This is a genomic window from Jiella avicenniae (assembly GCF_021390325.1).
GTDB classification, from domain to species: domain Bacteria; phylum Pseudomonadota; class Alphaproteobacteria; order Rhizobiales; family Rhizobiaceae; genus Jiella; species Jiella avicenniae.
On record NZ_JAJUWU010000038.1, the window covers coordinates 1 to 12455 of the forward strand.

Here is a 12455-nt window from a genome sequence, read left to right on the forward strand (position 1 = left end):
CCAATGTGGCTGATCATCCTCTTAGACCAGCTATGGATCGTCGCCTTGGTAGGCCATTACCCCACCAACTAGCTAATCCAACGCGGGCTCATCCTTTCCCGATAAATCTTTCCCCCAAAGGGCTTATACGGTATTAATTCCAGTTTCCCGGAGCTATCCCGTAGAAAAGGGTAGATTCCCACGCGTTACTCACCCGTCTGCCACTCACCCCGAAGGATGCGTTCGACTTGCATGTGTTAAGCCTGCCGCCAGCGTTCGTTCTGAGCCAGGATCAAACTCTCAGGTTTGATAAGAGATTGTCCCGGCCGTCACTGTCTCAAAGCTTGACGAGAATTCTTCCCGACATCCCTGCCCGATCGGCCAAAGCCCGAAAGCTCCGGAACGACCGAATGCCCAACCCGCAATCCTGCGAGGCCAAGCGACGAAGGATGCCGTCGTCCTCCGGCCCACGACGCCCCGCCAAACCCGAAGATCCGGCAAATCCGTCAAACAGACCGAAGAAACAATTCTCATCCAAGAAACATGTCACGACCAGGTCGTCTCCAAAACCCTCGACCAATCGGAAAGGATACCAATCAGTCAAAGGCCGCAGATCCCGCGCCGCCCACGCTTCTCTTTCTTGTCTCTACTACCAACAATGTCAAAGAACACGATCGAGTTCGATCGTCGGGTGAAAAGGCGTTTCCGCATCACCACCCATTTTGCAGTTCCGACCGAAGCCTGAAGAACCATTTTCGAGGCGTTTGAGGCAACCGTTGGGACGAACCGTCTGGCTCGCCGGCGGCGCCGCTGCCGTCGATGAGCGGCTTATAGGCCCTTCCCGTTTTCGAAGTCAACGCGTTTTTTTCAAAAAAATTCGGCCCCCCGGAAACCCCGCCGAAATCGCCGGAAATGCCGGTTTCGCTGGGTTTGCCTGCGTCATCGGTCGGTCATGATGACGAATCGACGACGGATTTTGCGGCCCGACGATTCGCCATCGGCACGATTTTTCGTCGCCCGGCCGGGTGTTTTTTCCCGCTCCCTCGGGCGGATCCGCGGCCCTGCATGCGCCGGGACCCGTTTCGGCCCCGAATCCGGGCCCTGCCTCCTGGCAGCCCCGGTCAGGCTGCGACGTTGATCTTCCGATGACTGTCGGCGGGCGCGACGCGCGATTCCCGTTGCTTGTGTCCGGCCTTGCGGCCGCGCCCTCGGTGGCGGGGCTCGCGACGCGTCGGTTCAGAAGCCGCCCACGACGAAATCGTAGACCAGCTTGGCGTTGAGGACGACGATGATCACGGCGATGACCGCCGTCGTCGCCAGCAGCCAGCGGGGCGGCATGTGCTCGCCCATCGTCCGCTTCCGGGCGGAGAACATCACCAGCGGCACGACCGCGAAGGGCAGCTGCAGCGACAGCACCACCTGGCTGAGCACCAGGAGTTCGGCGGCGCCCTTTTCGCCATAGGCGACGATGGCGAGCGCGGCGGGCACGATGGCGAGGCCGCGGGTGATCAGCCGCCTTGCGACCACCGGCAGGCGCAGCTTCAAAAAGCCCTGCATGACGATCTGGCCGGCCAACGTGGCGGTGACCGTCGAGGAGAGGCCCGAGGCGAGCAGCGCGACGGCGAAGAGGATCGGCGCCAGCGACGAGCCGAGCAGCGGCTCGAGCAGCGCGTGGGCGTCGGTCAGATCGTCGACCTGGCCGGTGCCGGACCCGTAGAAGGCGGCGGCGGCGAGAATCAGGATCGAGGCGTTGACCAGGAAGGCGAAGCCCAGCGCCGTCGAGGAATCGATGGTGGCGTATTTGATCGCCTGCTCCCGCCCCTTCTCGTCGAGCGCATAGGCGCGGGTGTGGAGGATGCCGGTGTGGAGATAGAGATTGTGGGGCATCACCGTCGCCCCGAGGATGCCGAGGGCGAGATAGAGCATCCGGTTGTCGGTGACGATCTCCGGCGAGGGAATCAGCCCGCCGAGCACCGCCGCGATCTCCGGCCGGGCGAGAATCAGCTGGCCGACGAAACAGACGGCGATGACGAGGATCATCGAGGCGACGAAGGCCTCCAGCCGGCGGAAGCCCTTGGCCTGCAGATAGAGGATCAGGAAGACGTCGAGGGCGGTGACGACCACCCCCCAGACCAGCGGCAGGCCGAACAGGAGCTGCAGCCCGATCGCCGTGCCGATCACCTCGGCGAGATCGGTGGCGACGATGGCGAGTTCGGCGAGCACCCACAAAGGCCGCGACACCCAGCGCGGAAAATGCTCGCGGCAGGCCTCGGCGAGATCCATGCCGGTGGCGATGGCGAAGCGGGCGCAGAGCGCCTGCAGGAGGATCGCCATCAGCGAGGACAGGAGCACCGCGGCGAGCAGCGTATAGCCGAACTGCGAGCCGCCGGCGATCGACGTCGCCCAGTTGCCGGGGTCCATGTAGCCGACGGCGACGAGGAAGCCGGGGCCGAGAAAGGCGAGGAAGCGGCGCCAGGGATTGCGCCCGCCGACGGCGACGGAGCGGTAGGATTCGTCCAGCGAGGCCTGCCGGGCGCCGGGGACGAAGCCGGACCCCTGATCGATTCGCTCCTCGAATGCCATGCTCTCTCCTTCGGCCGATCCCCCGCGCCGATGCCGCAACGATGCGGGCGGCGGCCCTTGTCCGGCCGCCCTTTCCGGCCGCCCTGGGCGGATCGCGACGGATGATGCCACATCCTGATAATAATGCAAATCATTTGCAAGAAGCCACCGCCGCGGCCCGTCCCCCATGCCGGCGACGCCGGACCGGGGTTGCAATCGACCGCCGGGAGCTGCGCCCCGGTTGCCTTGGCGGTGCGAACCGGGCAGGACTTTCGGGGCATGAGACACGCAAGGAACGGGGCGGCACCTTTCACGGATGAGCGACGGGCGGGAACAGAGCGGGGCCGGCGAGCTGGAGGCGGTGCTGAAGGAGGCGGGGCTCCGGATCACCCGGCAGCGGCGGACGATCCTGGCGATCCTCGCGGCGGGCGGCGATCATCCCGACGCGCTCGCGCTCTATCGCCGCGCCGCGCGCGAGGACCCGTCGATCTCGCTGTCGACGGTCTACCGGACGATGAAGGTGCTGGAGGAAAAGGGCGCCATCCAGCGCCACACCTTCGAGGGCGGCCCGGCGCGCTTCGAACATGCCGATGGCCAGCACCACGACCATCTCATCGATCTCGACACCGGCGAGGTGGTGGAATTCCGCTCCGACCGGATCGAGAAGCTGCAGGAAGAGATCGCCCGGGAACTCGGCTACGAGATCGTCTCCCACCGGCTGGAACTCTACGGCCGCCGCCGCCGGGACTGACGCGGCCCGGAGCGGCGGCCACGCCGAATCCACCGGCGCCGCGGCGCGGCCCGGTTTCTCCCCTGCCCCGACCGACGAGAGCGGCGGGGCGCTGTCTTCGCCGGCCTCCCCTTTGTTGGTCAAACGGGCGGACAGCGGAACGCCGGAGGCAAGCCCTCCGAACTTTTGTAGTGTAACGGCTCGCCTCCGGCGTTCCGCACGGTGTCTTTCTCAGGCCCTTTCGGCTCGCTCGCCCAGCCCGGCGCGACGGCGTTTTGACCGTCACCCCGAGCCTCGAGTTCGCTCACCGGCTGCCGACGCTTCACCCGCCGCGCCTTTTCAGCGCGGCGACCTCAAGCGGACCAATCCGCACCCGCGCCGTATTACGCGAGGGGTCGGCGGAACCTCGGACCCGTCCGGGACGCCAAACCCTCCGGAAGGGTTCGCGCCGCGGACACCGCCCGCCCTCCCGAACGATCCCGGCGATCGTCCGTGTCCCTCGGGACGGCGGTGCGGGGATTGTACGGGCGCGTCTGGGGGCGGGGATATCTTTTTGGCACTCGCTCTCTTTTCTCGCCCGCAGACGGGCTCGGGATGAGGGAAGACAGCGGGTGCGCCCGTCACGGCGCCGGGCGAAGATATTGACGGGTCGATGACGCCGCACGGCCGTTCGGTAGCCCCTCATCCTGAGCCTGTCGAAGGACGAGGGGCGCTTGGTGGTAGAGGTGGCGCGCTAGCTCCGCGCCAATGCCAGACATACAACCGCTAGTAACTTTCCAAAGAGCTGCCGTTACCGCACCGGCCGAGACGCGCAGCGGAAAAGCAGTCACCCGAAGCCTTCTGTACGGAATTCTGCAATTGCGATAACTCTGACTCATGCCTATCCGAATCGCCAGTGCAACCCACGATCCTTATTTTGTCCTTTCGGAATGGTCGGTGAAGGAAATCGTGCCGTTTGTGGAGGCACTAGCATGGCTCTATCTCCGAAAGCCACATCACGCCGTCCGGATCATAAATAATTTCGCTCCCGGCGATGCCGCTTTGTTCGGCAATTCGGTTCAAAATGCAATCTCTTTACTTCGGTATGATGTTTCCGATCTGGAGAGCAATCTTGCGAGCAGTGACCCAAACATTCGGACGAAAGCTGAAAAGACGCGCAATAACCGTCTTTACCAAAGGGATGGACTGTTATTCCAGCACATATCATGGTTGGCTGCTCGCCTCCAATTTCCAACCGCACTTGCAACACCACCGCACGTGCGTAAAGCCGACAAAGGTTTTGACGGCTTTTTAATTGAACGGCAGGATGCGGGCGACGCAATATCTCGCATAATTCTATGCGAGGACAAAGCGACAACCAACCCGCGCAATCTAGTCACCACCAGCATCTGGCCGGAAATTCGTTCCATTGTCGCAAGCGAGCGCGACCTCGAAATTCTCGATGCACTGACAGCATTGTTGAGCGGAGTCCCTGAAGAAGAGCGCGAAGGGTTGATAAGAGATATTGTATGGCAACGCACCCGTTGCTTCCGAGTAGCACTCACAACCGGCCCGGGCGACATTAAGGCGAGTGCATATGCGCACCTCTTTGAAGGCTTTGACGAGCAAGTGACCGGGGACGCTACCGTGCGGCGTGGTGACGTAATGCCGCTTGCTGATGTGCGGGGATATCTCGATCAACTCGCTGCTTCGGTCATTTCCGTTCTGGAGAGAATGTAACCGTGTTCGACCCCGTCACCGCCGAGTTCATCAGGTCCGCGCCGAGCCTGCCAGGGCTTCCCTCAGACAATCTCGTTGACGAGTTGACCTCAGCTTACGTCGAGATAGCAGCTGCACGCTTGTCGCTGGCGGGTGCGAGAGATGAGCTTCCGTCATCACTCGCAGCGCTAGCTATTAGAATGTCGCGATTGGCGGACGCATTCGAAGCGTTGGTTGTCCTCGACGTGCAAACGGAACGCATGCGTTCCACTGCATTCGTTGCCGCGTCCGCGCGTCAGGTTTTAGCGCAAATCGAACGCCTACACATATCGCAAGATGCGCCGGCTGTACTTCGTGAGGACGTCATCGGTGCCGACCTCGCAGCCTCTTTGCTCTTTCTAATCGCACAACGGTCGTCGGATGCATTTGAGGCATCGCGAACGATCCGCGCTGCCGGCGAACCAAGAGCCATCCGGCGCGCACTCATTCTCGCCGTCCTTCGATATGCGCGAGGTCGGTTTACGGAGATTCTCGAAATACAAGATTTCGAGAAGGTCGAGCCTCACAGCGATGCAGTCGAGTACGCAGCCGATCTTCTGTTTCAACAGCTCCTTGTTGGGCTGCGGATGCTTGCGGAAGCTGGCCTAGGTCTTCGTGACAGCGGCGCGATTGAGGAGGCGCTTGTAATTTTCAGTCGAGTGCAAAACGAGTCGATCGACGACGAGATCCGCGAGGCTGATCCATATCTCGGTACAGTACGTTCGACGTCCATTTTCGCGGGTCCTCATCATCTGGCGGCGCTTCTGGAAAAGGCGGGCCGCGCTCTCTTCGAAGATGCTCTTGTCTTCACGCCTCCGCCAACGGGTGTCGATGAAACTCGCTGGACCGAGTGGCTGAAGAGTGAGGCCAGCCGTTGGCCATTCCTTTGGGAAAACCATCGCGACGCGATAGCAACCGGATATCTTCAGCCCGGCTCTTCGTTGGTCATGACAACACCGACCGGCTCAGGGAAAACCACTCTGGCGGCCCTGAAGGTCGCCTCAACTCTCGCTGCTGGCAAGACGGTCGTTTACCTTGCACCGACTCATGCCCTTGTTGGCCAGGTGGAGACGGATCTTAATGAGCGGGTCGTTAGCCTCGCCAAAGCGGAGAGCATCGACCAAGTCGATATAATCGAGACGGTTGATCAACTGCCAGACATCGCGGTGGTGACACCAGAGCGCTGTTACGCTCTACTGATATTTGCCCCTCAACTATTTTCAAATGTTGGCCTACTTGTGTTTGATGAATTCCATCTGCTAGGGGCAGCAAAGTTATCTTCCGGCATTGCCTCTATTGATCGGCGCTCCATCGACGCAATGCTCTGCTTGCTCACATTTCAAAGAGTTCAGCAGAACGCCGACTATCTTTTCCTCTCCGCTATGGTCAGCAACGGAGAAGAGATTGCAGCTTGGCTTAGCGCTCTAACCTGCCGAGCTGTTACTGATTTCGATTACAAGTGGAAGCCGACTCGGCAGCTAAAATCCTGCATTGTGTATGACTCGAAGCGTCTCCGCGAATTGGCGCAGTCGCTAAGATCAGCCGAGACAAAGAAAGTGGCTGCCATACCTCAAGGGATTTTTTCGCTCAGCAACGGGTGGAATCCGAGCGCGCCCGAAAAGATTGCCCTCAGACCTTTCTCAGAAGCGGATGTCCCCCTCGGTATCGGCGGGCGAAGGGGTAGACGCTACCTGACCTCCAATCGATACCAAGTGGCCGCCTTCATCGCGAAGCGGTTCGCTGAAGGCGGTCTTAAAGTTATCGTATTCTGCGAGAGCATCGTGACGTGTGGAAGCGTTGCTAAAATAATCAATCAATCTGATACCCAAATCGAAACTCAGCTTGACGACCGTCAGCAATATCTTCGTGCGCAGGCAGTCGCCGAGCTTGGAAGCGAAGGAGCAATATACGATGTAGGTTCAATGCCCGCCGCTGTTCATCACGGTGAGCTTATTTCCGACGAAAGACGGCTCGTTGAGTCTTTTTTTCGCAATCGTGAAAATAACCTCAGCGTACTTGCAGCAACATCGACGCTAGCGCAAGGGCTCAACCTTCCGTGTGATGTTGTCATTCTTGCATCGTCGGATCGATTGGATGAAACCGATCCTGAGGAAAGGAAACGATCCCCACTCCATCCACATGAGGTACTCAATGCCTTGGGGCGCGCGGGTCGCGCTGGGCATGCATCGACGGGGTTTGCGATTGTGGTTCCGAGCACGCCTGTTGGCATTGACAACGAAAGCAAGAGGGTAACCTCCGACGAAGAATTAAAGGTAGTTTTCGCCGAGGGCGATCAATGCCTGCCAATCGCCGATCCGTTGGGGCTGCTGTTCGACGAAATCGAAGTGGCAGGGAAACCTAGCCCACAAGCGGACTATTTGCTTCGCCGGCTTGCCCTTTCGATCGGCGAGGAACGCGATGGAATCGAAGCATTTGCGACGCTCACGAAAAGAACCTTCTCCTATTTTCAGCGATATAAGGCGAATCCATCGAGCGCCGATGCGTGGCTGGTTACACGCCAAAAGATCGTCGCCGAAGCGCTTGCGGCGAGGGAAAACCCGCCTTCACTCCCATGGCAGGAAGAGTTGGCGGCGAAGGTCGGCGCGCCTGTGACATTCATAAGCAGGCTTGCACAGGCCTATGCCGAGGCTCCGTTTGACGCTGTTGACGCCATGTCTTGGCTAGAATGGTTGCTCTCACATCTTGAGCCCAAGAGCGAGGAATTCGAGATTTTCCTGAGGCCCGAAAATACGATCAGAGTGTTCGGTCGGGCCATAACGAATCAAGATACCGAAGAAGAAGCGAATTCTATTGCACGCGATGGCACATTGTTAGCCATGCGCGCATGGTTTTCCGGGGAGCCACTTATTGATCTTGAGAGTAAGATATCAGAGTTCATCGCAGCCAATGAAGGCGTTGTAAAGCGACCAACTAGAGCAGACCCACACGCTAAACATGCTCGCCGCTTCGCTTTACGATTAGCACCGGATCTGAGCTTCTTATGTGGCCTGTTTGTGCAGATCGCAAAAAAGCTTAGCGATGAGGGCGGAGTGGTTGTTCGTCCGCTGATCACCTTCCTGCCGCAGCTCACTCGCCTCGGTTTTCCGACAGCCTATCACTACCTGCTTAGCCGCAGGTTAGAGACAACCGCTCGGCCCACCGTGGCGGAAGCGTTCGCTTCGATCGAAGGGCGGCTCGAACGCCTTCCCACAGATAGCTTCGAACAAATACGTGATAAGCTCGAAGCGATCTATCTTATAGATGGCTTTTCTAGTGTCGACGACCTGACGGACGACGAAATTGACGAGTTGCTCCGACCAATTGAGCAGGGAGACGATGGATAGTTGTTGTTGTTTTCCAACCAGCTAACACTGAACCCGCGCGGCCTTCACCGCACGGGTTGCTTTGCATGGGCCGGTGCCGCTTCAAGGCGGCTGCCGCCGTCACACCAACTTCGCGTCCAGCGTCACCGTGATCGCGCCCAGCGCCTTCGAGACCGGGCAGCCGTCCTTGGCTTTCGTGGCCAGCTCGCCGAAGGTGCCTTCGTCGATGCCGGGGACCTTGGCCTGAAGGGTGATGGCGCTCGACTTGATGGCGAAGCCCTCGCCTTCCTGTTCGACGCCGACGACGGCTTTGGCGTTCAGCTCTTCGGCCGGGGTGCCGTTTTCGGCGAGGAAATGCGAAAGCTGCATGGCGAAGCAGCCGGCATGGGCGGCGGCCAAAAGCTCTTCCGGGTTGGTGCCCGACTTGCCGCTTTCGTCCTCGAAGCGGGCCTTGAAGGAATAGCCGTGATTTTCGAGGGCGCCGGACTGGGTGGTGATGGCGCCGGTTCCGTCGGAAAGGGCGCCCTTCCAGATGGCGGTGGCATGGCGTTTCATGGGACTGTCTCCGTGGTGATCGTGTTCGGACCTTTCGGCCGCGGCAGCCCGGCCGGGGCGACGAGGTCGAAACGAATGACGCGGACGCGAAGGAATGCGTCTTTCCGTTTGCAAGACTCTCCTAACGCTCGGATGGTTTCATGCGCGAAGGCCGATGCGGCAAAAAAAGACGGCGCGGGCCGGAGGGTCGGCGCAGCGGCGGCGGCGGGAGCCTCGACGAATGAGCGACACGATTCTGGTCCATGCGACGGCGGAGCTTCTCGCCGAGAAGGCGGCCTGGCTGGCGGGCCTTGCCGACGAGCGCAACGCCAGCGCCCATACGATCGCCGCCTATGAGCGGGATCTGAGGCAATTCCTCGTCTTCCTCACCGGATACAACGCCCGGCCGGCGGCGCTGTCCGACCTCGCCGACTTGCGGACCGCCGAGCTGCGCGCCTTCCTGGCGGCGCGGCGGGGGGACGGCGCCGGCGCCCGCTCGCTCGGCCGCAATCTCTCCGGCGTCCGGGCGTTCCTGAAGCATCTGGAGCGCAAGGGCCTCGTCTCGGCCGCCGGCGCGCGGGCGATGCGCGCGCCCAAGGCGCAGAAGTCGCTGCCCCGGCCGCTCTCGGTCGAGGATGCGCTGGAAGTCGCCGAGGATGCGGGGAGTTTCGCGGTGGAGCCGTGGATCTCGGCGCGGGACGTCGCCGTCCTGACGCTGCTCTACGGCTGTGGCTTGCGCATTTCCGAGGCGCTCGGCCTTGCCGGCGACGCGCTCGCCGATCCGAATGCGCGGGCGATGGCGATATCCGGCAAGGGCGGCAAGACGCGGCTGGTGCCGCTTTTGCCGGCGGTGCTTCGGGCGGTGGCGGAGTATCGCCGGCTCTGCCCCTTCGCGCTCTGCGCCGAAGAGCCGCTGTTTCGCGGCGCCAGGGGCGGGCCGCTGCGGCCGCAGATCGTCCAGCGCAACATGGCGCGGCTGCGCGGCGCGCTCGGGCTGCCGGCCTCGGCGACGCCGCACGCGCTGCGCCATTCCTTCGCGACGCATCTGCTGGCCGCCGGCGGCGACCTCAGGACCATTCAGGACCTCCTCGGCCATGCCAGCCTCTCGACCACCCAGACCTATACGGCGGTCGACTCCGGCCGGCTGATGTCCATCTATCGCTCGACCCATCCGCGCGCCCGCCGGAAGAGCGCGGCGGGGGGCTGACGGACGGTACGCCGAAGACGGGCCGGAAGACGGGGAGCATCGTGGTGATCGAACGCGCAAAGACCATGGCGGGCCGGCGGCGTTCCGCCCTGCCCGCCATGCTGGTCGCCCTTGCGGGCCTGTTGGGGCCGGCCGAAGGCTTCGCGGCTCCGCCCGCCTGCGACGGCGAGAACCTCGTTCCCGGCCTCGTCGACGCCGGCAGGTTCGATGCCGTCGCGCAAAAGGCCGCGACGGTAGAGAACGGCGAGGGCCGGTTCTTCGAGATCGAGGCGGCGGGCGGCGCGCCCTCTTATCTCTTCGGCACCATGCATCTCGGCGATCCGCGGCTCCTCGCTCTGCCGGCGCCGGTCGAGACCGCCTTCGAAAAGAGCCGCCGGCTGATCATCGAGACGACGGACATCCTCGACCGGATCAGGATGGCCGGCGCGCTCTTCGCCGATCCGGGGCTGACGACGCTGCCCGGCGGGAAGACCCTGGACGATTATCTGACGCCCGACCAGCGGCAGAGGCTCGAAACGATGCTGTCGGCCAAGGGCGTGCCGCTGCAGGCGGTCGAGCGGCTGCAGCCCTGGTTCCTGTCGAGCGGCTTCATGCTGCCGGACTGCCTGAAGCCTGCGCCGGGCGGCGTTCCGCTCGTCCTCGACACCGATCTCGCCGCCGCGGCGAAGCGGGCGGGCAAGCCGGTCGAGGGTCTGGAGACCGCCGCCGAGCAGCTGAAGACCCTTTCCGCGATCCCGATCGCCGAACAGATGGACGGTCTCGTCGCGCTCTTGGCTGCCGAGGACCGGCTCGCCGACGTCTTCGAGACGATGATCGTGCTCTATCTCGGCGAGCACGTCTCGACGATCCTGCCGGCGATCGAGGCGGCGGTGCCGGAGGGCGGCATGCTGGTCGGGACCGGCGAGGGTTACGGCAGCTTCGAGGACAAGGTCATCACCGAGCGCAATCTCACGATGGCCGACCGGCTGCAGCCGTTGCTCGCAAAGGGCGGCAGCTTCGTCGCCGTCGGGGCGCTGCATCTTCCGGGCGAACAGGGCCTCGTCGCGCTGCTGCGCGAGCGCGGCTTCACGGTGACGCGGGTGAAGGCGCCGATGGGTGCGCGGCGAGTCGCTGCGGACGGCGAACCGGTCGGCACGGATCGGGCGACGCCGTCGACGGGCGACTCTCCGCAAACGGATCAACCCGCCCACACCAACAAGTGATTCGCGCCGACACGATCGCGCTTGCGCGAGATCGACCGGCCGCTACCATCGGTCCCCGTGGAAACCGCAGACGGAGATCGTACGCCATGAAGACGCTTCTCGCAGTGACGACCGCCACCGGCCTCGTGCTCGCCGCCGCATCCGGCGCCATGGCCTGCAGCTTCAAGAAGGACGTGACGGCCGAGGCGCCGATGACGCCGATCGTCACCGCCGACGAAAAGGCGAGCGACGGCGCCACCACGCCGCGGCTGCCCGCCGGCGACCAGAAGAAGGGCTGAGCTCAGCCCATCCGGGCCGCCGCTTGATGAGGCGGTGGTTCGGTTCTGCCGGAACGACGGAAGAAGCAGGCGTCGACGGGCTTACCCCGGCGAGCATGTCGTTTGGTCGCGGCGCGGTGCGGGACGGTTGCCGGGGCCGGCTCGTCGCCACGTCCCGGCCCGCAAGCTTCTCGATTCTTGCCGGAGCCCGTCGCGGGGTTCGTCGAAATGCGATGACAGAGACGATTCCCGTGACGTCTGCCGGGACCCGTGGCAGCGTAATCTGAGACTGCGTCTTTCTCGGCCCCCGTGCCCACGAGATTCACGCATTTGGGCGGACTTCCCCGGCCTGGTGGTCGGGTCGCAAAGCTCGGAGCTTCGTCATCCCGGGCTCGACCCGGGATCCATTCCTCAGCGGTGAAGCGGCCTGTTCAGTGCAGAGAAAACAATGCGTTGGGAACGGTCGCCGCAGCGACGGCAACGATTTGGAATGGATCCCGGCTCGGGGGCCGGGATGACGAGGTTTTGAGGCTGCCATCCATTCTGCAAGGACGATGAGCCGCGCAATGCGCTGATCGCTGGACCGGAATGAGACGGGTGAATATGGGAGGCACCGGGCCCGAGAATGACGATGCGTCAAGGCCAGCGCCTCCGGCTTCCTCGCCCGGCAATCCCTTCGGATCTCCGAAACCTCTTATGTCGGGGCGCTTTTCGAGATGTGTGAATGTCGTAGGCCCCCGTGCCAAAAATCCAGGGGCAGCCGCCGTTGCATCGGCCGCTTCCGCCCCTGCAGCTTTATACCAACTCTCATTGATCAGAACCCATGCGCCCACTCTCGCAGGCCGATGGACATGATGCGCCACGGCTGTGTTTCGATCTTTCGCCAAGCCCTGCAGGTGTGATCGAGAATATCGTCGTAGGATT

8 protein-coding genes and 1 rRNA gene are annotated in these 12455 nt (G+C 62.6%); 6 read left to right on the forward strand and 3 right to left on the reverse strand.

The window, feature by feature from the left end; genetic code table 11:
• Positions 1-287, reverse strand: a 16S ribosomal RNA gene (locus LZD57_RS23670); the annotation flags it as partial.
• A gap of 928 nt (positions 288-1215) precedes the next feature.
• A complete protein-coding gene (locus LZD57_RS23675; protein WP_233722051.1) occupies positions 1216-2562 on the reverse strand; it encodes an Nramp family divalent metal transporter in 1347 nt (448 codons plus the stop codon).
• Positions 2563-2857: 295 nt separating this feature from the next.
• Between LZD57_RS23675 and LZD57_RS23680 the strand changes: the two genes are divergently transcribed.
• The 3 genes from LZD57_RS23680 (at position 2858) to LZD57_RS23690 (ending at position 8352) form a co-directional block, all read left to right on the forward strand.
• Complete coding sequence (locus tag LZD57_RS23680; protein WP_233722052.1) at positions 2858-3292, forward strand: Fur family transcriptional regulator; 435 nt, start codon at positions 2858-2860, stop codon at positions 3290-3292.
• Between the two features lie 915 nt (positions 3293-4207).
• Positions 4208-4990 carry a hypothetical protein gene (locus LZD57_RS23685; protein ID WP_233722053.1) on the forward strand — a complete coding sequence of 261 codons (783 nt, stop codon included), beginning with the start codon at positions 4208-4210 and terminating at the stop codon, positions 4988-4990.
• 188 nt (positions 4991-5178) lie between these two features.
• Positions 5179-8352 carry a DEAD/DEAH box helicase gene (locus LZD57_RS23690; RefSeq protein WP_233722054.1) on the forward strand — a complete coding sequence of 1058 codons (3174 nt, stop codon included), beginning with the start codon at positions 5179-5181 and terminating at the stop codon, positions 8350-8352.
• 99 nt (positions 8353-8451) lie between these two features.
• Here LZD57_RS23690 and LZD57_RS23695 read toward each other — a convergent pair whose 3' ends face one another.
• Positions 8452-8886: an OsmC family protein gene (locus tag LZD57_RS23695; RefSeq protein WP_233722055.1), complete on the reverse strand. Its 435-nt coding sequence runs from the start codon at positions 8884-8886 to the stop codon at positions 8452-8454.
• A 220-nt stretch (positions 8887-9106) separates the two neighbouring features.
• Here LZD57_RS23695 and LZD57_RS23700 point away from each other — a divergent pair, with 220 nt between their 5' ends.
• From LZD57_RS23700 to LZD57_RS23710, 3 genes are all read left to right on the forward strand, one after another.
• The gene (locus LZD57_RS23700) at positions 9107-10072 is read left to right on the forward strand and encodes a tyrosine recombinase XerC (RefSeq protein ID WP_233722056.1); all 966 of its coding nucleotides are present in this window, start codon (positions 9107-9109) and stop codon (positions 10070-10072) included.
• A gap of 44 nt (positions 10073-10116) precedes the next feature.
• Complete coding sequence (locus LZD57_RS23705) at positions 10117-11274, forward strand: TraB/GumN family protein (protein WP_233722057.1); 1158 nt, start codon at positions 10117-10119, stop codon at positions 11272-11274.
• An 86-nt stretch (positions 11275-11360) separates the two neighbouring features.
• The gene (locus tag LZD57_RS23710) at positions 11361-11552 is read left to right on the forward strand and encodes a hypothetical protein (RefSeq protein WP_233722058.1); all 192 of its coding nucleotides are present in this window, start codon (positions 11361-11363) and stop codon (positions 11550-11552) included.
• The last annotated feature ends 903 nt before the right edge of the window (positions 11553-12455 follow it).

Coding starts and splice junctions, on each gene's coding strand:
- LZD57_RS23675 (WP_233722051.1), bottom strand. CDS start 2,562: ATGGCATTCGAGGAGCGAATCGATCAGGGGTCCGGCTTCGTCCCCGGC.
- LZD57_RS23680 (WP_233722052.1), top strand. CDS start 2,858: ATGAGCGACGGGCGGGAACAGAGCGGGGCCGGCGAGCTGGAGGCGGTG.
- LZD57_RS23695 (WP_233722055.1), bottom strand. CDS start 8,886: ATGAAACGCCATGCCACCGCCATCTGGAAGGGCGCCCTTTCCGACGGA.
- LZD57_RS23700 (WP_233722056.1), top strand. CDS start 9,107: ATGAGCGACACGATTCTGGTCCATGCGACGGCGGAGCTTCTCGCCGAG.
- LZD57_RS23710 (WP_233722058.1), top strand. CDS start 11,361: ATGAAGACGCTTCTCGCAGTGACGACCGCCACCGGCCTCGTGCTCGCC.